Raw genomic sequence first — 25,478 nt, 5'->3', positions numbered from 1 at the left:
GGTTGAAGCCTTCTACGGATCACGGCAAAACCGGTCAACATGGCTGCCCCAACTCAGTCCGCCTCGCCGCTCTTCCTGCGCGAACCCGAAATCCGTCGTGGAATCGAGCTGCTCTATTTCGGCTACAGCCACATGACGCGATCGATCGATCGCGGGCTGGCCGCGCAAGGGCTCGGCCGCGCGCACCACCGCGCGCTCTATTTCATCGCCCGCCAGCCCGATCTGACGGTGAGCCAGTTGCTCGCGCTGCTGGCGATCACCAAACAGTCGCTGGGGCGTGTGCTCAACGACCTCGGGGAACGCGACCTGATCGAATCGCGCCCCGGCGAACGCGACCGCCGCCAACGCCTGCTGCGACTGACCCCAACCGGCGTGGCGCTCGAATCCGAACTGTATGAAGCGATGCGTGCGCGGTTGTCGGCCGCTTATGCCAGCGCCGGGCAAAGCGCCGTGGGCGGCTTCTGGGAGGTTCTGGAAGGACTGATCCCGGAAAGCGAGAAAGCCCGCGTCGAGGCGCTCAGGGACTGAGGTTGATCGACATTGGTGGAAGCGGCACCGGCCCGCTCCTCCACCCCCACCTCTCAAGGCATGATGCCGACTGGGAGGTGGGGAGCGAGCCGGTGCCGGAATCCCGAGACTAGCGCGCCGCCGCCGCCATCTCCGCGTTGCGCCGCTCAGCCGCCGCCAGCGTGGCTTTCATCAGCACCTTGAGCGCATCGTCCTTATCGAGCACATTCATCCCCTCGCGCGTCGAGCCGCCGGGGCTGGCGACGCGATCGGCGAGTGTTGCGGGGGTTTCATCCGATTGCGCGGCAAGTTCAGCCGCTCCGTTGACGGTCGCGGTCGCAAGGCGGCGCGCCTGATCCTCGGGCAGGCCCAGTGCGGCGCCCGCTTCGGCAAGCGCGTCGATGAAGCGATAGACGAAGCCCGGCCCACAGCCCGACAACGCGGTGACGGCGTCGAACAGGTCTTCCTTCGCGATCCACTCGACGAGGCCGAGCGGCACCATCAGCGCGCTTGCCGTGCGCCCCGCGTCACGATCGGGGTCGACACCGTGGAGCGCGACCACGCCCTTGCCCAATCCGACCGGCAGATTGGGCATCACGCGCACGATCGCCTCGGCCTCGAAACGCTTGCCGAGCGCCGCCACCTCGACCCCGGCGAGGATCGACAGCAGCAGCTTCACGCCCTTGATGCGCGGTGCGAGCCCGGCGGCGACATCGTCGAGCATCTGCGGCTTGACGCCCAGCATCACCGCCTCGGGCAATCCTTGCGCGGGCAATTCGGTCACATGACGAACGCCATCGGGAAGCGTCGGCGCGCCCGGATCGATCACCGTCACGCGCGCAGGATCAACCACCCCGCTCGCAACCCATTGGCGCAGCATCGCGCCCGCCATATTACCGCATCCGATCAGCCAGATACTCGTGGGAACACCGGAAATCAGGCTTCTCCCTGGGTTTCGATCAGCGCCGCCGCGATCGCCTCGCGTGGCGTCTTTCCGCCCCACAGCACGAACTGGAAGACGGGGTAGAAGCGCTCGCATTCGTCGATCGCCGATTCGATCAGCAATTCGGCGGCGGCGAGCGACAGCGTCCCCTCTTCGACGCCGTCGATCAGCGCGGCGTGGCGGTACAGCAGGATGCCGCTCGACGACCACAATTCGAAATGCCCGATCCAGAGCTGCTCGTTGACCAGCCCGATCGTCTCATACAGCGCAGCGCGACGCTCATCTGGAACGCGGATATCCGGGAAAGCGAGGAACTGGAGGACGCTGTCCTCCTCGCGCCACAGCGCGCGGAGCTCATATTGAGTCCAGCTTCCCTTAACCTCGACGATGATCTCATCGTCCTGGCGTTCATACGACCAGCCATGTGCCGCGACATAGCTTTCGAGCATGTCGATCGGCGCCGCGACATCATCGCGTTCGAAATCGCTCTCATCCAGCATCAATGGGCCTCCATCAGCCAACGGTGCCAAGCGAACCCGCGGGCTTCAACCCGCGGAATCACCTTCGGCCGAATATTCCTGTGGAAAGCCCGATATGGCTGTTGGAAAACCCAATATTCCGGTTGAAAAGTGATGGCTCAGGCTTTCTTGCGCGGCGCCTTGGGGGCCGGCTTCCTGGGGGCGGCGCTGCCCGCTTCGAGCGCATCGAGCCGCACCTTGAGCGCATCGGCCTCGTCGCGTGCGGCCGCTGCCATCGCCTTGACCGCATCGAATTCCTCGCGGCTGACGAAATCGAGTCCGCCGATCCATTCCTTGGCGCGCGCGCGCATCCCGGCCTCGGCCTCACGTCCCATGCCCGCAAAGGTGCCCGCGGCGCCGTTCACGAATTTCGCGAAATCGTCGAATATCTTGTTGTCGGCCTGCATCGTCGTTCCTTAACTATCGTGGCACCAGCGCGGTGCCGTCAGCCATCAAAGCTCGATCTGGGTGGTCGAGGACGACGGCACAAGCCCCTGTGCGTCGGGATTGAGCTGATGGATGCCGAACGTGAGCATCCCGGCGAAGCATATCCACGCGATATACGGCACCATCAGCCACGCCGCACCGCGCCGGATGCGCCCGAACAACAGCGTCGTCGCGATCGCGAGCAGCGCCATCACCACGATGATCGCCAGCGCGAGCACCACCTTGTGCGCGCCGAAGAAGATCGGCGTCCAGGCAAGGCTGAGCGCGAACTGGACCACGAACAGCGCGATCGCCAGCCCCCGCCCGCGCGCGCCACGCGCATGCAGGATGATCGCCAGCGCCACGCCTTCCAGCACATAAAGGATCGTCCACGCGACCGGGAACAGCCAGTCAGGTGGGGTCAACGACGGCTTGGCGAGCGCAGCATACCACCCATTCTCCGATCCGGCCGGTACGAGGCGGCCTGAGAAAAAGCCGAGAAACAATATCAGCGGCACCGTCACCACCGCCCAACGCAGGAACGACAGGCGCAATTGTGCCCTGGACGCGATCTCGGTCATGCACGCTCTTTCGGTTCGCCGGAGCCACGCCCCGCTTCGGCCTGCGCTTACACTGAAACCACGACGCGCGAAAACCCGCCGCGTTCAACGGCCTGCGGCGAGCAGGAACTCGATATTGCCTTCCGGTCCCGTAATGGGACTTTGCGTCACGCCCTCGACGCGCCAGCCCTGCCCGGCAAACCACGCCGCGACCTCCTCGCAAACGCGCGCGTGAATGGCAGGATCGCGCACTACCCCGCCCTTGCCGACTTCGCCGCGCCCCGCCTCGAACTGCGGCTTGACCAGCACCATCGCGCGCGCCTGCTCGCCCGCAAAACCGAGCGGCACCTCGAGCACCTTGGCGAGCCCGATGAAGCTCGCGTCGCACACGATCAGGTCGATGGGCTCGGGGATATGCGTCGGCGTCAGGATACGTGCGCTGGTCTGTTCGTGGACGATCACGCGCGCGTCCTGCCGCAGCTTCCACGCGAGCTGGTTGGTGCCGCTGTCGACCGCATAGACGCGTGCCGCACCGCGGCTGAGCAGCACATCGGTAAAGCCGCCGGTCGACGACCCGACATCGAGCGCGACCGCCCCCGCCACCTCCCAGCCGAAATGGTCGAGCCCGTGCGCAAGCTTGATGCCGCCGCGCGACACCCAGGGATGATCGCGCCCGCGCACCTCGACCGCCGCATCGGCCGCGACCTGCTGCCCCGCTTTCTCGATCTTGCGCTCGCCCACGAAGACGAGCCCCGCCATCACCAGCGCCTGCGCCCGCGTCCGCGATTCGGCGAGTCCGCGATCGACGAGCAACTGATCGATGCGTTGTTTCGGCACGGCTATGCCCGCGCGCCCTCCGCGACGCCACCCGAATTGTGGCGCAGCGCCGCCAGCACCGTCGCGACGATGTGATCGGCGTCCAGCCCGGCTTCGGCATATTGCTTCTCGGGCTTGTCCTGATCCTGAAAGCGGTCGGGCAGCCGCATCGTCCGCAGCTTGAGCCCCGAATCGATCAGCCCCTCGTCGCTGGCATAGGTGAGGACGTGCGCACCCAGACCACCGACGGCAGCTTCCTCGATCGTCACCGCCACCTCGTGCGTGGTCAGCAACTTGCGGATCAGCGCCTGATCGAGCGGCTTGGCGAAGCGCAGATCGGCGACCGTCGTCGACAGTCCCTTGGCATCGAGCACGTCGGCCGCCTTGAGCGCCTCGGCGAGCCGCGTGCCGAGCGACAGGATCGCGACCTTCTTGCCCTCGCGCACGATCCGTCCCTTGCCGATCTCGAGCAAGTGCGGCGTCGCGGGCAAGGCCACGCCGGTTCCCGCGCCGCGCGGATAGCGTAGCGCGATGGGGCCGCTGTCATGCTCGGCGGCGGTATAGGTCATGTGGACGAGTTCGGCCTCGTCGGCGGCCGCCATCACCACGAAATTGGGGAGTGTCGCCAGATAGGTGATGTCGAAACTGCCCGCGTGGGTCGCGCCATCGGCGCCGACCAGCCCGGCGCGGTCGATCGCGAACCGTACCGGCAGATTCTGGATCGCAACATCGTGGACCACCTGATCGTAGGCGCGCTGGAGGAAGGTCGAATAGATCGCGCAGAACGGCCGCATCCCCTGCGCGGCGAGCCCGGCAGCGAAGGTCACCGCGTGCTGCTCGGCGATCCCGACGTCGAACGCGCGATCCGGATGCGCCTTCGCGAACTTGTCCACGCCTGTCCCCGACGGCATCGCCGCGGTGATCGCGCAGATCCGTTCGTCGGCATCGGCGAGTTTCGCGAGCGTTTCGCCGAACACATTCTGATAGCTCGGCGGCCCCGGCGGCGCTTTGGCCTGCGCGCCGGTGATGACGTCGAACCGCTGGACGCCGTGATATTTGTCCGCCGCATTCTCGGCCGGGGCATAGCCCTTGCCCTTCTTGGTCACGACATGGACGAGGATCGGCCCTTCCTCGGTGTCGCGCACATTTTCGAGCACAGGGATCAGGTGATCGAGATTATGGCCGTCGATCGGGCCGACATAATAAAAGCCCAGTTCCTCGAACAGCGTGCCGCCGGTCACCATCCCGCGCGTATATTCCTCGGCCTTGCCGAGCGACTGGTGGACGCGGCGCGACACCTTCTTGACGACCCGGCTCGCAAGGCTGCGCAGCCCCAGATATTCGGACGACGAGATCAACCGCGCGAGATAGGCCGAGAGCGCGCCCACCGGCGGCGCGATCGACATATCGTTGTCGTTGAGGATCACGATCAGCCGGTTGCCCGCCTGCTCGGCATTGTTCATCGCTTCGTAGGCCATGCCCGCCGACATCGCGCCGTCACCGATGACGGCGATGCCCTTGCCCGGCCGGTCAGCGAGCTTGTTCGCCACCGCGAAGCCCAGCGCCGCCGAGATCGAGGTCGACGAATGCGCCGCGCCGAACGGGTCGTATTCGCTCTCGCTGCGCTTGGTGAAGCCAGACAGCCCCCCGCCCTGCCTGAGCGTGCGGATACGGTCGCGGCGGCCGGTCAGGATCTTGTGCGGATAGCATTGGTGGCCGACGTCCCAGATCAACCGGTCGCGCGGCGTATCGAAGACGTAATGGATGGCCACTGTCAGTTCGACCACGCCCAGCCCCGAGCCGAGATGCCCGCCCGTCGCCCCAACGGCGGAAATCGTCTCGGCGCGCAGTTCGTCGGCGAGCTGCCGGAGCTGGCCGGGCTTCAACCCACGCAAATCCGCGGGTGTCGATACCGTATCGAGCAACGGCGTTTCGGGAAGATCGGTCATTATGAGGCGTCTAGACCAGTCCGATCGAGGTGTCGATTGGGACAAAGAAGCTGCACCGTTTCTTGACCGCGGCGCGATCGCAACCGAAAGCGCAGCAGATGATCGCGCTCCGCCTCGCCGACGATAAGGATATTGCCGCGATCCGCGCGGTGATGGCGCGCTCGATCGCGATCCTTCAGCAGGCCTTCCTGTCGCCCGCCGAAATCGCGGCGAGCCGGGCGGTGATGGGGCTCGATACCACGCTGATTGCCGACCGCACCTATTGGCTCGCGATCATCGACGGCACGATCGCCGGCTGTGGGGGCTGGAGCCGGCGCGCCACGCTTTATGGCGGCGACCATTCGACCGGGCTGCGCGACGCGCGCCTCCTCGATCCGGCACGCGAGCCCGCGCGAATCCGCGCGATGTTCACCGATCCCGGTTTCCCCCGCCGTGGCGTCGGCCGCGCGATCCTCGCCCGCTGCGAGGCCGAGGCGCGCGCCGCCGGATTCGCCCGGGCCGAAATGATGGCGACGCTGGCGGGCGAACCGCTCTACCGCGCCTGCGGCTACGCGGTGATCGAACGCACCACCGCCTCGCCGATCGACGGCATCGCCGTGCCGCTGGTCAGGATGGGAAAGGTCCTGGCCTAGGACCGATCGGCCTTGGTGCAATCCGCACATTTGCCGCGCACTTCGATAACCGGGCGCACCGGCAGGAATCCCGCCGCTTCGGCCGCGTGGCGTACACCTGCGGTCACCGAATCGTCGTCGATATGCGTCGTCTGCCCACACAGATCACACACCAGGAAGATACAATCGTGCAGGCATCCGGGGTGCGCGTTGGCGATAAAGGCATTCGCACTTTCGACGCGCAGCACCAGATTCGTCGTCACGAACAGGTCGAGGATGCGATAGACGCTGTTCGCGGCGACGCGCCGTCCTTGGGCTTTCGATACCGCCTCGGCGATGTCATAGGCGCTGGCGGGTTTGTCGAACCCGGCCAGCGCATCGAAAATCTGCGCGCGCATCGCGGTCCATTGCTCGCCCGAACGTTCGAGCGTCGCCTGCGCCGCCTTGGCCAGCGCCGCGCCATGATGCTCATGATGATCATGCCCAACCATGGGCTGAAGCTAGGGAGTCGCGGCGCCCACGACAAGCCGAAGCGGCGCGACCGCCCTGGGCAGGCCGACCGGGGCCAGCGGCTCAGATCACCGCGCGGCGATTGAGGTCGTGGCCCAGCGCCAGCACGCCGACGCCGATGATCGTCCAGATCGCTTCCATCCCGCCGTCATGCGGCAGCGTCAGCGCGCCTGCCATCATGCCGAGCCCCAGCGATCCGATCGCCAGCGGCATCATATAGCCATGGATCAGCGCGCCGCGGCCCAGCGCGATCACGCCCAACCCGATCGCGAGCGACAGCCCGACTTCATGATAGATCGGATCGAGCAGCATGCCGCCCGCCGACGCGAGCAACGCCAGCAACACCGCGCTTGCGATGCAATGGACAACGCACAGCCCCGACAAACCGATCGCCAGCCGATCGATGTGCAAGGACAGCCACTGCGTCCAGGAGCGCGCTACCTGAGTCATCGCGGGCGATATGGCACGATGCCGGTGACGTTACAATATAACATTTTGAGAACGTGTTGGGCCGAGCTGGGACGAACAGCCTCAACGAACGGCCATGACGCCGCGCGCCAAAGCGGCTAGGCCACCCCACATTATGCTCCAAATGTCCTCCGCCGTCGCCGAGTCGCGCCCGCGCGCGCTTGCTACCTGGTTGTTCGCGGTCGCCGCGCTGATCGTTCTGATGGTGATCGTCGGCGGCATCACCCGGCTCACCGAATCGGGGCTGTCGATCACCGAATGGAAACCGATCAGCGGTATCATTCCACCGCTCACCCACGCGCAATGGGTCGCCGAGTTCGAGAATTACAAACGCATTCCCGAATATATCGAACTCAACCACGGCATGACGCTGGACGGGTTCAAGACGATCTTCTTCTGGGAATATATCCACCGTGTACTCGCACGGGTGATCGGCCTCGCCTTCGCGTTGCCGTTGCTCTATTTCTGGCTCCGCAACCGTATTCCCGCGGGCTATAGCTGGCGGCTCGTCGGGTTGCTGGCGCTGGGCGGGCTGCAGGGCGCGATCGGCTGGTGGATGGTGACCTCGGGCCTGTCGGTCCGCACCGACGTCAGCCATATCCGGCTTGCGGTGCACCTCGTCACCGCGCTCGTGATTCTCGCCGGCATCGTCTGGACCGCGCTCGATCTGATGGCGTTCAACGCGAACCGCCTCACCCGCCCCGCCGCGCTGCGCCCGATCGCGATCGTCGCGCTGTTGCTGCTGTTCGCGCAGATCATCTACGGCGCCTTCACCGCCGGGCTCAGCGCCGGCTATGCCTTTGCAAGCTGGCCGCTGATGGGCGACAGCCTGTTCCCTGCGGGCGTACCGATGCTCGATCCGGCCTGGACCAACACGATCGACAACCCGGTCGTGGTCCAGTTCATCCACCGCTGGCTCGCCTTTGTCGCGGCCGCCGCGCTTCTCCTCCTCGCGCTCAAGGCGCGCGCGGCGGGTGCGCGGCTGTCGGGCGCGGCAGTGCTCGGGCTGGTCGTGCTGCAGATCGCGCTCGGCGTCGCGACGCTGCTGAGCGGGGTCGCGATCGACATCGCGGTCGCGCATCAGGCGAACGCCGCGCTGCTGTTGATTGCCACCGTCAGCGCCGCGCACGCGATCGGGCGGCGCGCTTGACCGACATCGCGCTCGTTCGCGTCACCTTCGGCGGCGCCGACGAGGCCGATCGGATCGCACGCCTGATGATCGACCAGCGTATCGCCGCCTGCGTCACGATCGACCGTCCCTGCACCGCGATCTTCCGCTGGAACGGCGCGGTCGATACCGCCGAAGAAGTCACCGCGACCTTCACGACGACGATCGCGCTCGCGGCGATGCTCGCCACCCGGATCGCCGCGCTCCACAGCTACGATTTGCCGGTGATCGAACGCTGGCCGGTGGCGGTCGACGATGCCGTCGCGCAGTGGATCGACGACGCCACCCACGCCTGATTTCTTGGGTGAAGCACGGGCCTAAACCCGCGCACACCGACCTCATGGTATTCCAATACCCGCGCGCTAACCCGCACGCACGCTTGACTTTCGATGTCCGGCCCGCAATAGGCCGCCCGTTCGCGCCGTCCCTGCCGGGCGGCGTGCGTTATTTCAAGCAAGAGGTCTAGGCCCCATGAAGGCGCTGATGAAGACCACCAAGTCGGCCAAGCCGCATGAGGTGGATAAAAAATGGCATATCGTCGATGCCGACGGCCTGGTGGTCGGACGCGCGGCGACGATCATCGCCAATGTCCTGCGCGGCAAGCACAAGGTGAGCTTCACCCCCCATGTCGATTGCGGTGACAATGTCATCGTCATCAATGCGGACAAGGTGCGCTTCACCGGCAACAAGCTCGCCGACAAGGTCTATTACCGGCACACCGGTTATGCAGGCGGGATCAAGAGCATCACCGCCGGGAAGGTCCTCGAGGGCCGCTTCCCCGAGCGCGTGCTCGAAAAGGCGATCGAGCGCATGATTCCGCGCGGGCCGCTGGGCCGCCAGCAGATGCGCAACCTGCGCATCTATGCCGGGACCGAGCATCCGCACGTCGCGCAGAACCCCGAAGTGCTCGATATCGCGAGCATGAATCGCAAGAACAAGGTGGGCAAATAATGTCCGACAATCGTCAATCGCTTTCCGATCTGGGCGCCATTGCGGGCGACCAGGCACAGCAGCCCACGGCTGACGCCGCTGCCGCTGCCGAGGCGCCCGCCCCCGTCGCTGCCCAGCCGGTCACACCCCTGCGCGAGCAGGAGATCGACAAGCAGGGCCGCGCCTATGCCACCGGCCGCCGCAAGGATGCGGTTGCCCGCGTCTGGCTCAAGCCGGGTTCGGGCAAGATCGTGATCAACGGTCGCGACCAGGAAGTCTATTTCGCGCGGCCGACGCTGCGTCTCGTCATCAACCAGCCGTTCGACGTGGCGGCACGGCAGGGCCAGTATGACGTGATCTGCACCGTCAAGGGCGGCGGGCTTTCGGGGCAGGCCGGCGCGGTCAAGCACGGCATCAGCCAGGCGCTGGCCCGCTACGAGCCGGCGCTGCGCGCCCCGGTCAAGGCGGCGGGCTTCCTGACCCGCGACAGCCGCACCGTCGAGCGCAAGAAGTACGGCCGCGCCAAGGCGCGTCGCAGCTTCCAGTTCTCGAAGCGCTAAACCCAAGGCTTTGGAAAAATGGGGCGGTGCCGGCAGCGGCGCCGCCCTTTTTTATCCCGTCGCGGCCGCATTGTTCGCGTCGGAATTCATTCCGCTTACGTGGAAACCGCACCGGCCCGCTCCCCCACCCCACCTCCCATGCAGTATAATGACTTGGGAGGTGGGGTGGGGGAGCGGGCCGGTGCGGCCTACTATAACCCACGATCGCGGTGGTTGCTTACGCTCGCCACGAACGATACGGCCCCGATATGGCCGGCGCTCCCCCTCATCTCGTCGAAACCTGGGTCAGCGGATGGGCGCGCATCCGTGGCACACCGCCACCCGAACGGCACCGCGACGGCTTCCGCATCGAAGTCGGCGCGCCCGATCAGCGCACGCGCTATGTCTTCCCCGCGGTATCGGCGACGCTGACCCGGCTGGCGGAGGACATCCGGCTGCCCGGCATCTGCCTCAAGGTCTGCGCGCCGCCGGAAACGGTGCGCGTGCTGGTGCCGCGCCGCTGGCGCCTCGATCCGCCGGGCACCTTCATGCAGCGCGACGACATTGCGCCCGAGGCGATCCCGCTGCCCGATGGCTATCGGCTCGAACGCGAGACGGCGGAGGGCATCGATAGCATATGCGTGCTCGCCGCCGACGACAGCGTCATCGCGACCGGCCATGTCGTCGTTATCGACCGCGCGGCGATCTACGATCGCATCGCCACGCATGAGGACCACCGTCGCCTGGGGATCGGCCGCGCGCTGGTGGCCGCGCTCGACCACGCGGCGGTCGCGCGCGGCGCCCGGCGCGGACTGCTGGTCGCGACCGAACCCGGTCGCGCGCTCTACACCGCGCTCGGCTGGAAGCCGCTCGCGCAATATACGAGCATGGCGATCGCACCGCCACGCCCCTGAACGATGCGCGGCTTCGCCCTCAGACGCGGACGAGCATCTTGCCGGTATTGCCGCCGCTGAACAGGTCCAGAAACGCCCCCGGCATCGCCGCCAGCCCGTCATGAACGGTCTCACGCGCGTGGAGCTTGCCCGCCTGGAGCAGCCCTGCCATGTCGGCGTAGAATTCGTCCATCCGCGCGAAATAATCGACGACGATAAAGCCCTGCATCCGGATGCGGGCGCCGATCGCGCGCGCAAGATAGCGCAATTCGGTCGGCCGCATGTCGTTATAGATTTCGATCATGCCGCACAGCGCAAAGCGCGCGCGCTCGTTCGCCACCGCCAGCGCGGCATCGAGATGATCGCCGCCGACATTGTCGAAATAGACGTCGATGCCCCGCGGCGCCGCGGCGCCGAGCGCCTTCACGAGATTCCCGGCCTTGTAATCGACCACCGCATCGGCCCCGAGCGATTTGACCCAGGCGCATTTCTCCGCGCCGCCCGCCGAGCCGATCACCGTCATCCCCTTGGCCTTGGCGACCTGCACCACGGTGGAGCCCACCGCCCCCGCGGCGGCGGAGACGAACACGGTATCGCCCGCCTTGGCCTCGGCAACCGCGAGCAGCCCGAAATAGGCGGTCATTCCCGGCATCCCGAGCTGGCCGAGAAACGCCTGATCGGGAACCCCGAGTTGCGGCAGCTTCTGGATGCCGGCAGCAGGCACGATCGCTTCGTCGCGCCAGCCTTCGATGTGGAGCACGCGATCGCCAACGGCGAGCCCCTCGGCGCGACTCTCGATCACCTCGCCCACCGCGCCGCCCTGCATCGCTTCACCCAGCGCATAGGGCGGAACGTAGCTCTTCACGTCGTTCATCCGCCCGCGCATGTACGGGTCGACCGACAGCCAGCGATTGGCAACGCGAACCTCGCCCTCGGCCAGCGCGCGCTGCGGCAGATCGATCGATTCGAAATCCGCCATGACCGGCATTCCCTGCGGTCGCGATTTCAATGCCCACGCGGTCGCCATCGGCTCTCTCCTGCTCATATTTCGTCTCTGATCTAGGCCCATTAGTTGCATTGTGCAACTTGGTTGACCGTGCCGATCGGCGCATCGGCACAATCATCGCAGAAGGCGTGTTGCATCGCCCGGCACATGAAGCTACAGGCGTGCGTCCCCGGCCCAACCGGGGCACGTGAGGGGCGGGGCCGTAGCTCAGATGGGAGAGCGCTGCAATCGCACTGCAGAGGTCAGGGGTTCGATTCCCCTCGGCTCCACCAATCAGGCCAATCGCACCTGATTGCCCGCCCCACGAGAGATGACCGCCACCACGGCACGCTAAGCCTACCCCCACAAATCAGCACGCTCCGCGGTCGCGATTTCGGTCGTGCCGCGCCGCTCATAGTGCTTGAAACTCCGCAACGCTTTCCGGCGGCCCCTTCGGTACGCGCGGAGGATGTGTTTCATAATTGACACATCGTATCACATATGACACCCACCAAATCGGACCGGGGTAATCCCGGCTGCGCGTGACAATGGGGAGGAAGACGATGGCGAACCAATTGAGGGGGATGCCCTTCGCCTTTTTGCTCACCGCCGCGCTCGCGGTTGCCGCGCCAGCCCTGGCGGAGCAAAAACGACCGCTCGTCATGGTCGACGACAATGTCGCACCGTTGCCCCCCGGTGACACGCTCGGCACCCGGCCGAATGCACCGATCGACGTCGCTAATTATATGACCGCCGAACAGGTGGCGGACGTGATCGCCGGCACCAAGACGCTCGACGTCACGCAAGCGGTGCAGAACTGGCTCGCGGCGTGCGTTGCCGAGCATCGCGCGTGCCGCGCCATGCCCGGCCTCTACCGGATCAGCGGCCCGATCGTCTTTGAACAGGCCGGCAACCTCACCACCGGGCTCACCGTCTATTCCGAATCCCCCGGCCAGACGATTTTCGACAGCAGCTATACCGACGGCCTGCCCTTCCTTCTCCAGGCATCGGGCGGCACCCCCGCGGAACCTGTCAGCGCGACCTATGCCTATCTCAGCGGGCTGTCGTTCCGCTGCAATTATGCCGGGCCGTGCGTCACGATCGGCCGGCCCGATTATGCGGACCAGATCAACGAATTCACGCTCTGGCGCCTGTCGGTGCAGAATGCCAACGCTACCGCGGGCAGCACCGCCTACGAGTTCAACGCGGTCTTCTCGGGCTATGTCTATGCCAATGGCTCGACCGGCGCCTCGCCGGGCCGGATCGCCACGCTGGGCAAGATCACCGGCGGCAGCGGCTATGTCGACGGCACCTATGTCGATGTGCCGCTGACCGGCTCGGTCCAGGGATCGCTTGCAAAGGCCGAGGTCACCGTCACGCGTGGTGCGGTGACGAGCGTCAAAATCACCTCGGGCGGCGTCATCTATAATGTCGGCGATGTCGTGACGATCCCCGCCGCCAGCGTCGGCGGCCGCGGCACCGGGTTCTCAGCGCCGGTCACCGCCGTCATCAACGTGCCCAATGATATCTACCGCATCAAGCAATCGGCGTTCACCAGCTACAAGATCGGCGGCTCGAGCGGCTGGAACTTCGTCCACCTCACCGACACCTATTCGTACGGCAACACCTTCATCTCGCCCGACTGCGAGATCGTCGCGACCTGCTACAAGATCGACAGCTTCAACGCGGTGCGCAACACCAGCCTCGGCGGCACCTACGCTTATTCCAATTACGGCCACGGCGTCGATGCGTCGACGGGCAGCTTCGTCGCGATCAACCCCAACATCAACGCCGACGCCTCCCGATTCATGGCACCCGGCTCGACCGCCTTCGCCGCGCGCTGGACCAACGACACCGTCGCGCTGACCAACGCGCCGACCTTTTCCTCCTCGGTCACCACACGCAATCCCTCGGGCGCCGCGACGCTGGCGCTCACCTCGGCGGCGCATACGACCAACCTCAACGCCGATCCCGGCGGCAATTTCTTCCTGAGCAACACCAAGCAGGGCGGCTTCACCGTGCTCGACCAAGCCGGGCCGGGCGTGCTGCAATTCAAGGTCAACGGCACGCAGGTCGCCGCGATGTTCGATTCGGCGACGATCTTCGACACCAGGACGACCGCGCCGGCGATCGGTACGTCGGGCTATACCGTGGCAACGCTGCCCGCATCGCCCGCCAATGGCGATCGCGCCTATGTCACCGATGCCCGCGCCTGCACCTTCATGGCCATCCTTGCCGGCGGCGGCGCCACCTTGTGCCCGGTCATCTATCTCGACGGCTGGAAAGCCGGCGGCTGATGGTGCGCTACAGATCGAGCCGCGCCACGAACCCGGCTACGGCGCGGCGCTCTACGCCCGGCACCTGCGCCGCCACCGCGCGTCCGCGTGAGGGCCGCCGCCCCGATCAGAAGGTCGCCGTCAGGTCGAGATAGCCGTACACCGGATCGCCCCGCCCCGCCGGGTTGGGGGCATTCTGGAGAAAGCCGCCGTTGATCAGCACCGCGGCCCCGGTATCGAGCCGCAACAATTTGGGTATGATCCACCGGCGCACCCGCGCCTCGATCTGATGCCCGGCAAAACGGCCCGATTGCCCGCTTGCATCCTTGATCCCGGTGCTCGCGAAGCTGTCGACCGCGCTGTCGAGCCACAGCGCGCGATAGAAGACGAACGCATCCCATGTCTTGTCCGGGGTGACGTCGAGCCGGATGCCGGGCGAGCTGATGTTGCTGCGCCCCAGCGCCCCGTACAGCCCGCTTGGCCCCCAATCGCCGCGGCGCGGGCCGAATAGCGAATCGAAGCGATGATAGGTCTTGGGGTTGCTGCCATCGCCGCTGGCGCGATCATATTCGAGCGCCACGCGCGGTTTCCAGCCACCGGCGAATTGACGCCCCAATTCGGCATGGACGAAATAAGCCGAAACATCCGCCTCGGGGGCGTTGGCAGCCGTGCTCGTCCGCACGCGACCAATCTGATAGGCGCCTTCGACCTCGTAATCCCAGCGGCCGGGCTCGGGATCGCGATAGAGCCGCAGGCCCGGCGTAACCAGATGACGGTTGGTGGTGGCGAGGTCGGGCCGATCGCGCTCGTCGAGCCCGAACACATAGACTTCCGCGGACAGGCCCGACGCAAGGTCGGGCTTGCTGACGAACCCGCCCCAGAAGCGCAGATCGCCGCTCTCGCGATCCCATTCGACACGGTTGCGACGCACGCTGGCCGCATCGCTCGGCAGATGGACCTGCGGCAGGGTGTAGAACAGCGTGACGCTCGTCTTGTCAGCCGCCTGAAAATCGGCGCGCACGCCGGTGAAGGCATTGGTCGTGTTGCCGAAATTGTTGATGCCGACGAACCGCCGCGATCCCAGATCGAGCAGGAACCGGCCGCCGGTGACGCGCGTCTTCGATCCCGCGCCCAACGCGTCGCCGGCGCTCAGCCCGACATAGGCCTGGACCAGTTCGACCGCGTTGACGTCGCTGGCACCGATCGGACTATTCGGATCGAGGCCATAAGCGCGGCTGTCCCATAATTCGCCGCCGATCCTGACCGGGCCCGCATCATAATCGACCGCAAGCGTCGTGCGGATCAGGAAATCGTCGCCCGATCGGTCGGCGGCCGGGCGGAACTGGTTATCGACCGCCTCGTAGCGAAGGCGAACGCTGCCCGAAATGGTCAGATTGTCGGGATCGCCCAGCGCCTGCTGAAGCGTGAAGGGCGCGTCTTTCTTTGCCTGCTTGTCCTGCGCCCAGGCGGGCACGGCAGCACTCGCCGACGCGAGCAGGGCAAATATCAAAACGGGGCGTGCGATCATAAATCCTCCGGGTGGATCGCGACGCCTCCGGTGGTCCGGTCGGCATCAGGGATGGTGGTCAATTGCCCAAACGATGCTTCTCGCTGATCTCGATCTGGGTCACCTGACCGTCGTGAACGGTGAGCGCGACGCAGCCGAAGCGCAGCCGGCGCAGCGCGTCGCGCACCGCCGTGACCGCGCGTTCGATCTGCGCATCGTCGGCGTTCGCGACGGCGAGGCGCTGCGGCGCTACGCTCATGCGGCCCGTTCCTCGGCAAGCGACAAAGGAAACACGCGCGCGCGTGTCGGCACGATGCGGATCGCCTGTCCGGGTGTCGGCGCCGCCTCGGGCGCGACATCAAGCTCGATCGGCCCGGCGACCCCTGCGATCGCGCTCTCGACACGGACCCGCCCTTCGCGCGGGCGGACAAGCGCGACGATGGCGTCGATCCCGGCCTCGTGGGCGCTGCCGATCCGCGCATCGTGCGGCCGGAAGAACAATTCGGCCGGGCCGCGCGCGCGCGCGGTATCGACGTCGAGCGCGACGCCGTGGAAGATCACCTTGCCGTCGACGGCCGTCACCGGGATGCGGTTCGATTCGCCAACAAAGTCGAACACGAAGGCATTGGCGGGCGTGTCATAGACCTCGGCGGGGGTGCCGACCTGTTCGATCGCGCCGTTGCTCATCACGACGACGCGGTCGGCAACCTCCAGCGCTTCCTCCTGATCGTGGGTCACGAAGATCGAGGTCAGCCCGACACGATCGTGAAAGCCGCGCAGCCAATGGCGCAATTCCTTGCGCACCTTGGCGTCGAGCGCACCGAACGGCTCGTCGAGCAGCAGCAGGGTCGGATCGACCGCCAGCGCGCGTGCCAGCGCCACGCGTTGCCGCTGCCCGCCCGAAAGCTGCGCCGGCAGCCGCCTGCCCAGATCGCCCAGTTGCACGAGATCGAGCAATTCCTGCGCCCGCGCGCGGATCGCGTGGCGCGACGGCCGCTCGCGGCGTGGCCTGACCGACAGGCCGAAGCCGACATTCTCGGCCACCGTCATGTGCTTGAACAACGCATATTGCTGGAACACGAAGCCGATCCGCCGCTCGGCGACGCTCAGCCCGGTAATATCCGTGCCCTCGAAATGGACCGTCCCGCGCTCGGGAAATTCGAGCCCCGCGATGATCCGCAGCAAGGTCGTCTTGCCCGACCCCGAGGGCCCCAGCAGCGCGAGAAACTCGCCCGGCCGTGCGGTGAGGTTGATGTCGGTCAACGCGGTGAACGCGCCGAACCGCTTCGAGATGTCGGCCAGCCTGATGCTCATTGTCCTGCCCTTCCATGGATGCCGTAGCGCCATTCGAGGATGCTCTTGAGCGTCAGCGTAACCAGCGCGAGCAGCGCCAGCAGCGACGCCACCGCGAACGCGGCAACGAAATTATATTCGTTGTAGAGAATCTCGACATGGAGCGGCATCGTGTTGGTCTTGCCGCGAATATGGCCCGAGACGACCGACACCGCACCGAATTCGCCCATCGCCCGCGCGTTGCACAGCAATACGCCGTAGAGCAGCCCCCAGCGGATGTTGGGCAAGGTCACGCGGCGAAAGGTCTGCCACCCGCTCGCCCCCAGCGACAACGCGGCCTCCTCGTCGTCGCGCCCCTGTTCCTGCATCAGCGGGATCAGCTCGCGCGCGACGAAGGGAAAGGTGATGAACATCGTCGCCAGCACGATGCCGGGGACGGCGAAGATGATCTCGACATCATGCGCGCGCAGCCACGGGCCGAACCAGCCCTGCGCGCCGAACAGCAGCACGTAGATCAGCCCCGAGACCACCGGCGAAACCGAGAACGGCAGGTCGATCAGCGTGATCAGCAGGCTCTTGCCGCGAAAGTCGAACTTGGCGATCGCCCAGCTCGCGGCCAGTCCGAAGATGATGTTGAGCGGCACGCTGATCGCCGCGACCAGCAAGGTCAGCCGCACCGCCGACAGCGCATCGCGCTCGACCAACGCGGCGGTATAGGCGGCAAAGCCCTTGGACAAGGCCTCGACGAACACCGCCACCAGCGGCGCGACCAGGAACACCCCCAGAAAGGCGAGCGCAATGGCGAGCAACACCGCGCGCCCCAGCGGGGTCGAGACGGCGCCGCGCGTCATGCCACGCCCCGCTTGCGCGACCAGACCTGGATCAGGTTGATCAGCAGCAGCAGCGCGAACGAGCCGACCAGCATCACCGCGGCGATCGCGGTCGCGCCGGCATAATCGAACTGTTCGAGTTGGGTGACGATCAGCAGCGGCGCGATCTCGCTGCGATATGGCATGTTGCCCGCGATGAAGATCAGCGAGCCATATTCGCCCACCCCGCGCGCGAAGGCGAGCGCGAAGCCGGTGAGCAGCGCGGGGCCGATCGCGGGCAGGATGATGCGGTGGAAGGTCTGCCACCCGCTCGCGCCCAACGTTGCGGCGGCTTCCTCGACATCGTGGCCGAGGTCCGCCAGCACCGGCTCGACCGAGCGCACCACGAACGGCAACCCGATGAAGATCAACGCCACCACCACGCCTACGGGCGTGAACGCCACCTTGATCCCGAGCGGCGCGAGCAGCCCGCCGAACCAGCCGCTCTCGGCATAAAGCGCGGTCAGCGCGATCCCGGCGACCGCGGTCGGCAGCGCGAACGGCAGATCGACCAGCGCGTTGACGATGCGCTTGCCGGGAAAATCCTGCCGCACCAGCACCCAGGCGACGAGCATCCCGAACACGGCATTGATCGCCGCCGCCGCCAGCGCCGCACCAAAGCTCAATTGATACGCCTTGAGCGCGCGCGTCGAGAGCCCGACCGCCACGAAATCGTCCCATCCCAGCCCCGCAGCCCGGATGAAGATCGCGCTCAACGGAATCAGGACGATCAGCGACAGCCAGATCATCGTGAACCCCAGCGTGATCCCGAAGCCGGGGATCACGCGGCGCATTCTGGGTTTGGGTGACGAGCGCCGCCAAAGCCGCTCGTCACCCATGCCGATCGCCATCTCCGCCACCTGCATGGGAGCTCAACGCTTGATGCCGGAGAAGATACGATCGAACACCCCGCCGTCCGCGAAATAAATCGTCTGGGCCTGCTGCCAGCCGCCGAAATCCTTGATCGTCACCAGATCGAGCTTCGGGAAGGTGCCGGCATATTTGGCCGCGACGTCCGGGTTGCGCGGACGATAATAGTTTTTGGCGATCAGTTCCTGTGCTTCGGGGGTGTAGAGGAATTTGAGATAGGCTTGCGCAACCGCGGTCGTGCCGTGCTTGGTCGTATTGGCGTCGACCAGCGCGACCGACGGCTCGGCAAGGATCGAGATCGAGGGCACGACGATGTCGAACTTGCCCGCGCCCAACTCCTTCTGCGCCAGAAACGCCTCATTCTCCCAGGCCAGCAGCACGTCGCCGATGCCGCGCTCGACGAAGGTCGTGGTCGATCCGCGCGCGCCCGAATCGAGCACCGGCACATGGGCAAAGAGATCGCTGACATATTTCTGCGCCGCCGCGTCCGACCCGCCCGCCTTGCGGCCGTAAGCCCAGGCCGCGAGGAAATTCCAGCGCGCGCCGCCGCTCGTCTTGGGATTGGGGGTGATGACCTGCACGCCGGGCTTCACCAGATCGCCCCAGTCACGGATGCCCTTGGGATTGCCCTTGCGGACGAGGAACACGATCGTCGAGGTGTAGGGCGCGCTGCTGTCGGGCAGGCGCTGTTCCCAATCCCTGGCAAGCACATTGCCGTGCTGGGCGATCGCATCAACATCATAGGCCAGCGCCAGCGTGACGACATCGGCCTCGAGCCCGTCGATCACCGCGCGCGATTGCTTGCCCGAGCCGCCGTGGCTCATGTTGATCGTCACGTCCTGATCGTGCTCGGCCTTCCACCGCGCGGCAAAGGCGGCATTGATGTCCTTGTAAAGCTCGCGCGTGGGATCGTACGACACGTTGAGCAATGCGACCGTGGCAGCGGCCCCCGCGGCGTTTTGCGGCGCCGTCCCCGAGCCGCACCCGGCCACCGCGACGAGGGCGATCGCCCCCAGCGCCGCACCGAACCAGCGCCGTCCCAATATCGCCGTATCGGTCGAAAGGCGGTGGTCGCGATCGGTCATCAGTGCCTCCAGAGCTACAAAGCCCTTATAGCCTACCTGTGTAGTAGGCTAAAGCAACTGAAGTTTCGCTTTCAACCGCTTCGGCTTGCGCTTCTATCGTCCTGGCGCTGGTCCTCGCCATGCCCCAGTGCGTCGCCGAGCGTGCGGCTGTCGAGAATCGACCGATACGCGTCATAGGCGCGGCCGAATTCGCGCCGGATGTCGCACGCCTGCTCGTTCACGCAATCCTCGCACCGCCGATAGGCCTGGCGCGACAGGCACGGCAACGGCGCCAGCGGCCCCTCGAACAACCGCAGAACTTCACCGAAACTGATCGTATCGGCAGGGCGCAGCATCACATAGCCGCCATGCTTCCCGCGCCGGCTTTCGAGCAGCCCGGCATTTCTGAGATCGACGAGGATCTGTTCGAGGAATTTGTGTGGAATGGCGTGGCGCGTCGCGATCTCGGCACTCGCCAACGGCTGGCCATCGGGCATCTCGGCAATCGCGAGCAGCGCCCGAAACGCATAGCGAGCCTTGTTGGAGATCATGAAACAAATCCTAGTGCAGTCATAGGGTATATAGCAAGGTTTCGTCGTACTGTCATATCCAGAACAATCGGATCGCCAGCAACGCCACGATCAGGCTCCCCGCCAGCAAGGGCAGCCCCAGCCTGGGAAAATCGCGAAAGCGATAGCCGGCCGCGCCCATCACCACGGCATTGTTGTGGTGGCCGAACGGCGTCAGGAAGTCGAGCGACGCCCCGATCGCCACCGCCACCAGCAACGGCTCGATCGGCATCCCCGATCGCGTCGCGACCCCGGCGGCGACCGGGCTCAGTACTGCCGCGACCGAGACGTTGTCGACAAACGGCGTGAGCAGCGCCGCCAGCCCCAGCGTCGCGGCGACGACGACGATCGGCTCGGTCGTCGGCAGATGCCCGACGATCGCATCGGCGATGACGCGCGCCGCGCCGGTCTGCTCGACCGCCATGCCCAGCGGGATCATGCACGCGAGCAGGATCACGATCGTCCAGTTGATGTCCTGCAACCCGCTGCGCAACCGCAACGATCCGGTCAGCGCCATCGCCAGCACGACGCCGCCGAACGCGATTTCGGGCGGCACCAGCCCGAGTGCGGTTGCCACCACCCCGATCGCGAACACCGCCACCGACAGGAACGCGTCGGGCCGCGCCGCCGCCGGGGCTTGCGGCATCAGCGCGAGCAGCCCCGCCTCGACGATCGCCTCGCGCAACGCCTCGCGATCGCCCGCGAGCAGCAGCACGTCGCCCAGGCCGATCTGGAGATCGCCGAACCCGCCCTCGATCCGCCGCCGCCGGCTGGCGATGCCGATCACGCGCACCCCGCGCTCGGCCAGCGTGTCGAGCGCGCCGATCCGCGATCCGACCAGATAGCTGTCGGGGGTAACGACCACCTCGATCCGCTCGCCCGGCCCGGTCGGGCGGTCGATCGCGTCAAGCGCGTCGATCCCCGCCTCGATCAGCAGCACGTCCTGCGGCGCGACGACCATCGCATCGCGGCGCGCGAACACGTGGCGCCCGTCGCGGACGATGCCGTGCAGCGTCACCGCATGGTCGCGCTCGATCGCGGCCGCCGACAGGCCGATCAACCCCGAGCCGGCCGCCGCGCGCAGTTCGGTGACGAACGCAGCCGGCGCCCCGAGCGGCGCGGTCGCATCAGGCTCGAACCGGCGAAACAGGCGCGGCGCGACAAGGACCATCCAGCCGATCCCCAGCACCACGATCGGCACCCCGACCGATCCGAGCGCGAAATAATCGAATCCACCCCCGGTCTGCGCCACTTTCCAATCGTTGACGATCAGATTGGCGGGCGTGCCGGTGAGCGAGCACATCCCGCCCATCAGCGTCGCGAACGACAGCGGCATCAGCATCCGCGCGGGCGCGATCCCCAGCCGCGTGCACACCGACAGCGCCACCGGGAAGATCAGCGCGAGCGCGCCGATATTATTCATGAACACTGAAACGAACGCCGCCGCTGCACATAACACCGCCAGCGCGGTGCGTTCGCCGCCTGCCCGTTCGACGATCAGCCGCGCGAACGATTCCACCGCGCGGGTCCGTGCCAGCACCGAAACGATCAGCAGAATTTCGACGACGGTGACCACCGCCGGGCTCGAAAAGCCGTCGAACAAGGCGATTGCAGGCACCAGCCCGAGCGCGAATGCGGCCGCCAATCCGACCAACGCCACCAGTTCGATCCGAAACCGGTCGAGCGCATAGGCAATGAACATCGCGACCAGCAGAACAATGATGGCGACTTGATCGATCGTCATGAACCAACTATCCGCCCGCCTTTGATCCAGATGCTTATCGGCTAAGCGTGCGATGACCAAGAACCGCGAACGGTCGATTCAGAAGCATTGGGGAAAAATGGCGTCCCGTCCGACGGCCGCATTATAGGCGGCCATCGAAACCCGCGAGCAAAGCGCGCGAGGCCGAACCCGGCCCGTGCCCTCACCGCGAGTGGGCAGCAACGCTAACCGACCAATGTTCCGCCTGTCGCCGCTGCGGCTGGCCAATCCCGTGAGTCCCATGCCCTTTTCCGATCTCGCCCCCATCCTTGTCGACGCGCTCACCGAGCGCGGTTACGCCGCCCCCACCCCCGTCCAGGCGGCTGTCCTCACCCCCGACGCACCGGGGCGTGATCTCGTCGTCTCCGCGCAGACGGGGTCGGGCAAGACCGTGGCGTTCGGCCTCGCACTTGCCACCGATCTGCTCGACGCCGACGGCACGCTGATCCCGGCGGACAGCCCCCGCGCGCTGGTGATCGCGCCGACGCGCGAACTGGCGCTTCAGGTCAGCCGCGAACTCGCCTGGCTGTACGGCAAGGCCGGCGCGCGGATCGCGACCTGCGTCGGCGGGATGGACGCCTCGAAGGAACGCCGGTCGCTGCGCGGCGGCGCGCATGTCGTCGTCGGCACGCCGGGGCGGCTGCGCGACCATCTCGAACGCGGCGCGCTCGATCTGTCGGCGCTCAAGGCCGCCGTGCTCGACGAAGCCGATGAGATGCTCGACATGGGCTTCCGCGAGGATCTCGAGCAGATCCTCGATGCCACCCCCGACGGGCGCCGCACCTTGCTGTTCTCCGCGACGATGCCGCGCCCGATCGTCGCGCTCGCCAAACGCTATCAGCGCGACGCGCTGCGCATCTCGACCGTCAGCGACGAGCGCGGGCATGGCGACATCACCTATCAGGCGGTCACGATTTCACCGTCCGAAACCGAAGCCGCGGTGATCAACCTGCTGCGCTTCCACGAAGCCGAAACCGCGCTGCTGTTCTGCGCGACGCGCGACAACGTCCGCCGCTTCCACGCGACCTTGCAGGAACGCGGCTTCTCCGCCGTCGCGCTGTCGGGCGAACATTCGCAATCCGAACGCAACCACGCGCTCCAGGCGCTGCGCGATCGGCGCGCACGGATTTGCGTTGCCACCGATGTCGCCGCGCGCGGCATCGATCTGCCCAGCCTCGGGCTCGTCATCCATGTCGAAATCCCGCGCGATCCCGAAGCGCTGCAACATCGCTCGGGCCGCACCGGGCGCGCGGGCAAGAAGGGGACGGCGGTGCTCGTCGTCCCCTATCAGCGGCGCCGGCGCGTCGAATCGCTGCTGCGCGCGGCAAAGGTCAACGCCGAGTGGATCGAGGCCCCGACCCCCGAGGCGATCCGCAAGCAGGACCGCGAACGCCTGATCGCAACGCTGCTCGAACCCGCGACCTTCGACGACGAGGATCGCGCACTCGCCGAGCGGTTGATGGCCGAGCGCCCGGCCGCCGACATCGCTGCCGCGCTGGTGCGCGCGCACCGCGCCCAGATGCCGCACCCCGAAGAATTGATCGGCAACAGCCCCGATGCTCGCCGCGCCGCGCAAGCGGAACGCCACCGCCCGGGGTTCGACGATACGGTGTGGTTCCGCATGGATATCGGCCGCCGCCAGAATGCCGATCCGCGCTGGCTGCTGCCGCTGCTGTGCCGTCGCGGACACATCACCAAGAACGAGGTCGGGGCGATCCGGATCGACGCAAACGAGACCTATTTCCAGATTCCGCGCGGGGTCGCCGGCAAGTTCAACGCCGCGATCGCCCGGACGATCGGCTCCGAAGACGGCGACGCGCCGATCCATATCGCGCCATCGGAAACCGGCCCGCACGAAAGCCCGCGCTCCCATCGCGCCCACGGTCCGCGACCACATAGCGGCGCGGCGCCATATCGGGCGCGTCCGAACGGTGCCGGTCCGGGCGGCCCCGGCCGGGGCGGCAAGCCGTTCCGCAAACCCGCCGATCGCGGCCCTGGACATCGGGGCGGTCCTCGCAAATGAGCCTGCGCATCCTCGTCGATGCCGATGCCTGCCCGGTCAAGGACGAGATCTACAAAGTGGCGTGGCGCCACGGCGTGCCCGTGTCGATCATCAGCAACAGCCGCCTGCGCGTGCCCGATCATCCGCTGATCGCCGGCGTGGTGGTGGGCGACGCGTTCGACGCGGCGGACGACTGGATCGCCGAGCGCAGCGATGCCACCGCGATCGTCGTCACCGCCGACATCCTGCTCGCCGATCGGTGTTTGAAGGCGGGTGCCACCGTGATCGCGCCGACCGGCAAGCCCTTCACCGCCAATTCGATCGGCAGCGCGATCGCGACCCGCGCGATCATGGCCGATCTGCGCGCAGGCGGCGACGTGATCGGCGGCCCCGCGCCCTTCACCAAGGCCGATCGCTCGCGCTTCCTGCAAGCGCTCGATACCGCGCTGGTGCGGCTCAAGCGCTAAGAACGATTACCCCCCATGGCCCGTTCGTGCTGAGCTTGTCGAAGCACCGCCCTTCTTGCGGCGGCGTCGAGACAAAGAACGGCCCTTCGACAAGCTCAGGGCGAACGGGGCAGGATCAGCGCTACTGGTTCGCGGTTTCGGAAGCGGCGGCGGCCCACGCCCCCCCGGCAATTGACTCTCGCGCCAGACACGCTAGAGCGCGGCGCTTGATCGGGCTTCGGCCCGGTCGCCGTCCGAGACAGCGGGTGGGCCTCGGCCCTTAATCTCCCGCCGAGACGGGGAAATGGATTTCGGTTCGGTCGCTCAAGCGCCGATCTGCCGCAGCGATGCGGCGCCCTTCCCCATCGCCAGGACAAAACCGGGTGCGGGTTCGCCCTCGCCCGGCGTGTAACCGGGCATCCTTCGGGATGTCCAAACGTGGAGAATGGCATGGATCGTGCTCAAAAGACCGAGGCCGTTGCCGAGCTGAACCGCACCTTCAACGAGGTCGGCGTGGTGGTTGTCACCCGCAATCTCGGGCTCACCGTCGGGCAATCGACCGAGCTTCGTAACAAGATGCGTGAAGCTGGCGCGACCTATAAGGTCTCGAAGAACAAGCTTGCCAAGATCGCGCTCAAGGACACCGATTATGTCGGGATCAGCGACCTGCTGACCGGCCCGATCGGCCTTGCCACCTCTGCCGATCCGGTTGCCGCCGCCAAGGTGGTCGCCGATTTCGCGAAGACCAACGACAAGTTGGAAATCGTCGGCGGGGCGATGGGGGCGACGATCCTCGACGTCAAGGGTGTGAACGCACTCGCCGCGCTGCCGTCGCTCGACGAGCTGCGGGCCAAGATCGTGGGCCTCGTCCAGGCGCCCGCGACCAAGCTGGCCCAGCTCACGAACGCTCCGGCAGCGAAGCTCGCGCGCGTGTTCGCCGCCTATGGCGACAAGGACGCCGCCTGAACGATCGCAGGCTTACATCGACTTTAACGAC

28 protein-coding genes and 1 tRNA gene are annotated in these 25,478 nt (G+C 66.6%); 12 read left to right on the top strand and 17 right to left on the bottom strand.

The features are described 5' to 3' along the window. Positions 1 to 39: 39 nt before the first annotated feature. Complete coding sequence (locus NFE57_RS13400; RefSeq protein ID WP_252136090.1) at positions 40 to 528, top strand: MarR family winged helix-turn-helix transcriptional regulator; 489 nt, start codon at positions 40 to 42, stop codon at positions 526 to 528. 109 nt (positions 529 to 637) lie between these two features. On the opposite strand, the gene proC is transcribed toward NFE57_RS13400, so the two are convergent. The 6 genes from proC to dxs all read right to left on the bottom strand — a co-directional run bounded on the left by proC (position 638) and on the right by dxs (position 5,719). Then, on the bottom strand, positions 638 to 1,444 hold the full coding sequence (gene proC / locus NFE57_RS13395; protein WP_353653930.1) for a pyrroline-5-carboxylate reductase: 807 nt from the start codon (positions 1,442 to 1,444) through the stop codon (positions 638 to 640). Continuing rightward, positions 1,444 to 1,950, bottom strand: coding sequence for a type III secretion system chaperone family protein (locus NFE57_RS13390; protein WP_252136088.1), 507 nt, complete (start codon positions 1,948 to 1,950; stop codon positions 1,444 to 1,446). The genes proC and NFE57_RS13390 overlap by 1 nt, the downstream gene beginning before the upstream one ends. Before the next feature lie 137 nt (positions 1,951 to 2,087). Next, positions 2,088 to 2,375, bottom strand: coding sequence for an accessory factor UbiK family protein (locus tag NFE57_RS13385; RefSeq protein WP_252136087.1), 288 nt, complete (start codon positions 2,373 to 2,375; stop codon positions 2,088 to 2,090). Between the two features lie 45 nt (positions 2,376 to 2,420). Then, the gene (locus tag NFE57_RS13380) at positions 2,421 to 2,975 is read right to left on the bottom strand and encodes a TspO/MBR family protein (protein WP_252136086.1); all 555 of its coding nucleotides are present in this window, start codon (positions 2,973 to 2,975) and stop codon (positions 2,421 to 2,423) included. An 84-nt stretch (positions 2,976 to 3,059) separates the two neighbouring features. Beyond that, on the bottom strand, positions 3,060 to 3,791 hold the full coding sequence (locus tag NFE57_RS13375) for a TlyA family RNA methyltransferase (RefSeq protein WP_252136085.1): 732 nt from the start codon (positions 3,789 to 3,791) through the stop codon (positions 3,060 to 3,062). 2 nt (positions 3,792 to 3,793) lie between these two features. Next, positions 3,794 to 5,719 carry a 1-deoxy-D-xylulose-5-phosphate synthase gene (gene dxs, locus NFE57_RS13370; protein WP_252136084.1) on the bottom strand — a complete coding sequence of 642 codons (1,926 nt, stop codon included), beginning with the start codon at positions 5,717 to 5,719 and terminating at the stop codon, positions 3,794 to 3,796. Positions 5,720 to 5,817: 98 nt separating this feature from the next. Between dxs and NFE57_RS13365 the strand changes: the two genes are divergently transcribed. After that, positions 5,818 to 6,351 carry a GNAT family N-acetyltransferase gene (locus NFE57_RS13365; protein ID WP_252136083.1) on the top strand — a complete coding sequence of 178 codons (534 nt, stop codon included), beginning with the start codon at positions 5,818 to 5,820 and terminating at the stop codon, positions 6,349 to 6,351. Here NFE57_RS13365 and NFE57_RS13360 read toward each other — a convergent pair. Together NFE57_RS13360 and NFE57_RS13355 are read right to left on the bottom strand one after the other, a co-directional pair. After that, positions 6,348 to 6,821, bottom strand: a complete 474-nt coding sequence (locus NFE57_RS13360; RefSeq protein WP_252136082.1) for a Fur family transcriptional regulator — start codon at positions 6,819 to 6,821, stop codon at positions 6,348 to 6,350. The genes NFE57_RS13365 and NFE57_RS13360 overlap by 4 nt on opposite strands. An 82-nt stretch (positions 6,822 to 6,903) precedes the next feature. Continuing rightward, positions 6,904 to 7,290: a MerC domain-containing protein gene (locus tag NFE57_RS13355; protein ID WP_252136081.1), complete on the bottom strand. Its 387-nt coding sequence runs from the start codon at positions 7,288 to 7,290 to the stop codon at positions 6,904 to 6,906. A gap of 133 nt (positions 7,291 to 7,423) precedes the next feature. Here NFE57_RS13355 and NFE57_RS13350 point away from each other — a divergent pair, with 133 nt between their 5' ends. From NFE57_RS13350 to NFE57_RS16795, 5 genes are all read left to right on the top strand, one after another. Then, positions 7,424 to 8,458 (top strand): COX15/CtaA family protein, encoded by a 1,035-nt coding sequence (locus NFE57_RS13350; RefSeq protein ID WP_252136080.1) that lies wholly within the window; start codon positions 7,424 to 7,426, stop codon positions 8,456 to 8,458. Next, entirely contained in the window at positions 8,455 to 8,772 is a 318-nt protein-coding gene (gene cutA / locus NFE57_RS13345; RefSeq protein WP_252136079.1) for a divalent-cation tolerance protein CutA, read from the top strand. Before NFE57_RS13350 ends, cutA begins: the two co-directional genes overlap by 4 nt. A gap of 175 nt (positions 8,773 to 8,947) precedes the next feature. Beyond that, entirely contained in the window at positions 8,948 to 9,427 is a 480-nt protein-coding gene (gene rplM / locus NFE57_RS13340; protein WP_252136078.1) for a 50S ribosomal protein L13, read from the top strand. Then, entirely contained in the window at positions 9,427 to 9,966 is a 540-nt protein-coding gene (rpsI, locus tag NFE57_RS13335; protein WP_252136077.1) for a 30S ribosomal protein S9, read from the top strand. The genes rplM and rpsI overlap by 1 nt, the downstream gene beginning before the upstream one ends. 209 nt (positions 9,967 to 10,175) lie before the next feature. Next, the gene (locus tag NFE57_RS16795) at positions 10,176 to 10,859 is read left to right on the top strand and encodes a GNAT family N-acetyltransferase (RefSeq protein ID WP_252136076.1); all 684 of its coding nucleotides are present in this window, start codon (positions 10,176 to 10,178) and stop codon (positions 10,857 to 10,859) included. Positions 10,860 to 10,878: 19 nt separating this feature from the next. Here NFE57_RS16795 and NFE57_RS13325 read toward each other — a convergent pair whose 3' ends face one another. Then, positions 10,879 to 11,865, bottom strand: a complete 987-nt coding sequence (locus NFE57_RS13325; protein WP_286207832.1) for an NADP-dependent oxidoreductase — start codon at positions 11,863 to 11,865, stop codon at positions 10,879 to 10,881. Between the two features lie 175 nt (positions 11,866 to 12,040). Here NFE57_RS13325 and NFE57_RS13320 point away from each other — a divergent pair. Beyond that, positions 12,041 to 12,116: transfer RNA gene (locus NFE57_RS13320), tRNA-Ala, on the top strand. 270 nt (positions 12,117 to 12,386) lie between these two features. Next, positions 12,387 to 14,120, top strand: coding sequence for a hypothetical protein (locus tag NFE57_RS13315; protein ID WP_252136075.1), 1,734 nt, complete (start codon positions 12,387 to 12,389; stop codon positions 14,118 to 14,120). Between the two features lie 106 nt (positions 14,121 to 14,226). Here NFE57_RS13315 and NFE57_RS13310 read toward each other — a convergent pair whose 3' ends face one another. The 8 genes from NFE57_RS13310 to NFE57_RS13275 form a co-directional block, all read right to left on the bottom strand. After that, the gene (locus NFE57_RS13310; RefSeq protein ID WP_252136074.1) at positions 14,227 to 15,627 is read right to left on the bottom strand and encodes an alginate export family protein; all 1,401 of its coding nucleotides are present in this window, start codon (positions 15,625 to 15,627) and stop codon (positions 14,227 to 14,229) included. A 58-nt stretch (positions 15,628 to 15,685) separates the two neighbouring features. Continuing rightward, positions 15,686 to 15,865 (bottom strand): YezD family protein, encoded by a 180-nt coding sequence (locus NFE57_RS13305; RefSeq protein ID WP_252136073.1) that lies wholly within the window; start codon positions 15,863 to 15,865, stop codon positions 15,686 to 15,688. Further along, a complete protein-coding gene (locus tag NFE57_RS13300) occupies positions 15,862 to 16,920 on the bottom strand; it encodes a sulfate/molybdate ABC transporter ATP-binding protein (RefSeq protein WP_252136072.1) in 1,059 nt (352 codons plus the stop codon). The genes NFE57_RS13305 and NFE57_RS13300 overlap by 4 nt, the downstream gene beginning before the upstream one ends. Then, positions 16,917 to 17,750, bottom strand: a complete 834-nt coding sequence (gene cysW, locus NFE57_RS13295; protein WP_252136071.1) for a sulfate ABC transporter permease subunit CysW — start codon at positions 17,748 to 17,750, stop codon at positions 16,917 to 16,919. The genes NFE57_RS13300 and cysW overlap by 4 nt, the downstream gene beginning before the upstream one ends. Continuing rightward, on the bottom strand, positions 17,747 to 18,634 hold the full coding sequence (gene cysT / locus NFE57_RS13290; protein ID WP_252136070.1) for a sulfate ABC transporter permease subunit CysT: 888 nt from the start codon (positions 18,632 to 18,634) through the stop codon (positions 17,747 to 17,749). Before cysT ends, cysW begins: the two co-directional genes overlap by 4 nt. A 6-nt stretch (positions 18,635 to 18,640) precedes the next feature. Continuing rightward, positions 18,641 to 19,723: a sulfate ABC transporter substrate-binding protein gene (locus tag NFE57_RS13285; protein WP_252136069.1), complete on the bottom strand. Its 1,083-nt coding sequence runs from the start codon at positions 19,721 to 19,723 to the stop codon at positions 18,641 to 18,643. Positions 19,724 to 19,794: 71 nt separating this feature from the next. Further along, entirely contained in the window at positions 19,795 to 20,253 is a 459-nt protein-coding gene (locus NFE57_RS13280; RefSeq protein WP_252136068.1) for an RrF2 family transcriptional regulator, read from the bottom strand. Between the two features lie 52 nt (positions 20,254 to 20,305). Further along, the gene (locus NFE57_RS13275) at positions 20,306 to 22,015 is read right to left on the bottom strand and encodes an SLC13 family permease (RefSeq protein WP_252136067.1); all 1,710 of its coding nucleotides are present in this window, start codon (positions 22,013 to 22,015) and stop codon (positions 20,306 to 20,308) included. A 259-nt stretch (positions 22,016 to 22,274) separates the two neighbouring features. On the opposite strand from NFE57_RS13275, the gene NFE57_RS13270 reads away from it, so the two are divergent. From NFE57_RS13270 to rplJ, 3 genes are all read left to right on the top strand, one after another. Further along, entirely contained in the window at positions 22,275 to 24,056 is a 1,782-nt protein-coding gene (locus NFE57_RS13270) for a DEAD/DEAH box helicase (RefSeq protein WP_252136130.1), read from the top strand. Continuing rightward, a complete protein-coding gene (locus NFE57_RS13265) occupies positions 24,053 to 24,502 on the top strand; it encodes a YaiI/YqxD family protein (RefSeq protein WP_252136066.1) in 450 nt (149 codons plus the stop codon). Before NFE57_RS13270 ends, NFE57_RS13265 begins: the two co-directional genes overlap by 4 nt. A gap of 429 nt (positions 24,503 to 24,931) precedes the next feature. Beyond that, positions 24,932 to 25,447 (top strand): 50S ribosomal protein L10, encoded by a 516-nt coding sequence (gene rplJ, locus NFE57_RS13260; RefSeq protein ID WP_252136065.1) that lies wholly within the window; start codon positions 24,932 to 24,934, stop codon positions 25,445 to 25,447. Positions 25,448 to 25,478 lie beyond the last annotated feature (31 nt).

Origin of the sequence: Hephaestia sp. MAHUQ-44, from assembly GCF_023806085.1 — a bacterium.
Lineage (GTDB): Bacteria > Pseudomonadota > Alphaproteobacteria > Sphingomonadales > Sphingomonadaceae > Sphingomonas.
This window is presented reverse-complemented; position numbering and strand designations above follow the sequence as displayed.

Excerpts from the sequence above, each read along its gene's own strand:
- NFE57_RS13350 (WP_252136080.1), top strand. The coding sequence starts at position 7,424 with ATGCTCCAAATGTCCTCCGCCGTCGCCGAGTCGCGCCCGCGCGCGCTT.
- NFE57_RS13280 (WP_252136068.1), bottom strand. The coding sequence starts at position 20,253 with ATGATCTCCAACAAGGCTCGCTATGCGTTTCGGGCGCTGCTCGCGATT.
- NFE57_RS13385 (WP_252136087.1), bottom strand. The coding sequence starts at position 2,375 with ATGCAGGCCGACAACAAGATATTCGACGATTTCGCGAAATTCGTGAAC.
- NFE57_RS13285 (WP_252136069.1), bottom strand. The coding sequence starts at position 19,723 with ATGACCGATCGCGACCACCGCCTTTCGACCGATACGGCGATATTGGGA.
- NFE57_RS13275 (WP_252136067.1), bottom strand. The coding sequence starts at position 22,015 with ATGACGATCGATCAAGTCGCCATCATTGTTCTGCTGGTCGCGATGTTC.
- NFE57_RS13365 (WP_252136083.1), top strand. The coding sequence starts at position 5,818 with ATGATCGCGCTCCGCCTCGCCGACGATAAGGATATTGCCGCGATCCGC.
- NFE57_RS13265 (WP_252136066.1), top strand. The coding sequence starts at position 24,053 with ATGAGCCTGCGCATCCTCGTCGATGCCGATGCCTGCCCGGTCAAGGAC.
- NFE57_RS13270 (WP_252136130.1), top strand. The coding sequence starts at position 22,275 with ATGCCCTTTTCCGATCTCGCCCCCATCCTTGTCGACGCGCTCACCGAG.
- cysW (WP_252136071.1), bottom strand. The coding sequence starts at position 17,750 with ATGACGCGCGGCGCCGTCTCGACCCCGCTGGGGCGCGCGGTGTTGCTC.
- NFE57_RS13360 (WP_252136082.1), bottom strand. The coding sequence starts at position 6,821 with ATGGTTGGGCATGATCATCATGAGCATCATGGCGCGGCGCTGGCCAAG.
- NFE57_RS13300 (WP_252136072.1), bottom strand. The coding sequence starts at position 16,920 with ATGAGCATCAGGCTGGCCGACATCTCGAAGCGGTTCGGCGCGTTCACC.
- rpsI (WP_252136077.1), top strand. The coding sequence starts at position 9,427 with ATGTCCGACAATCGTCAATCGCTTTCCGATCTGGGCGCCATTGCGGGC.
- NFE57_RS13400 (WP_252136090.1), top strand. The coding sequence starts at position 40 with ATGGCTGCCCCAACTCAGTCCGCCTCGCCGCTCTTCCTGCGCGAACCC.
- NFE57_RS13390 (WP_252136088.1), bottom strand. The coding sequence starts at position 1,950 with ATGCTGGATGAGAGCGATTTCGAACGCGATGATGTCGCGGCGCCGATC.
- rplM (WP_252136078.1), top strand. The coding sequence starts at position 8,948 with ATGAAGGCGCTGATGAAGACCACCAAGTCGGCCAAGCCGCATGAGGTG.
- NFE57_RS13310 (WP_252136074.1), bottom strand. The coding sequence starts at position 15,627 with ATGATCGCACGCCCCGTTTTGATATTTGCCCTGCTCGCGTCGGCGAGT.
- rplJ (WP_252136065.1), top strand. The coding sequence starts at position 24,932 with ATGGATCGTGCTCAAAAGACCGAGGCCGTTGCCGAGCTGAACCGCACC.
- NFE57_RS13380 (WP_252136086.1), bottom strand. The coding sequence starts at position 2,975 with ATGACCGAGATCGCGTCCAGGGCACAATTGCGCCTGTCGTTCCTGCGT.
- NFE57_RS13305 (WP_252136073.1), bottom strand. The coding sequence starts at position 15,865 with ATGAGCGTAGCGCCGCAGCGCCTCGCCGTCGCGAACGCCGACGATGCG.
- cysT (WP_252136070.1), bottom strand. The coding sequence starts at position 18,634 with ATGCAGGTGGCGGAGATGGCGATCGGCATGGGTGACGAGCGGCTTTGG.
- NFE57_RS13315 (WP_252136075.1), top strand. The coding sequence starts at position 12,387 with ATGGCGAACCAATTGAGGGGGATGCCCTTCGCCTTTTTGCTCACCGCC.
- NFE57_RS13355 (WP_252136081.1), bottom strand. The coding sequence starts at position 7,290 with ATGACTCAGGTAGCGCGCTCCTGGACGCAGTGGCTGTCCTTGCACATC.
- NFE57_RS13325 (WP_286207832.1), bottom strand. The coding sequence starts at position 11,865 with ATGGCGACCGCGTGGGCATTGAAATCGCGACCGCAGGGAATGCCGGTC.
- dxs (WP_252136084.1), bottom strand. The coding sequence starts at position 5,719 with ATGACCGATCTTCCCGAAACGCCGTTGCTCGATACGGTATCGACACCC.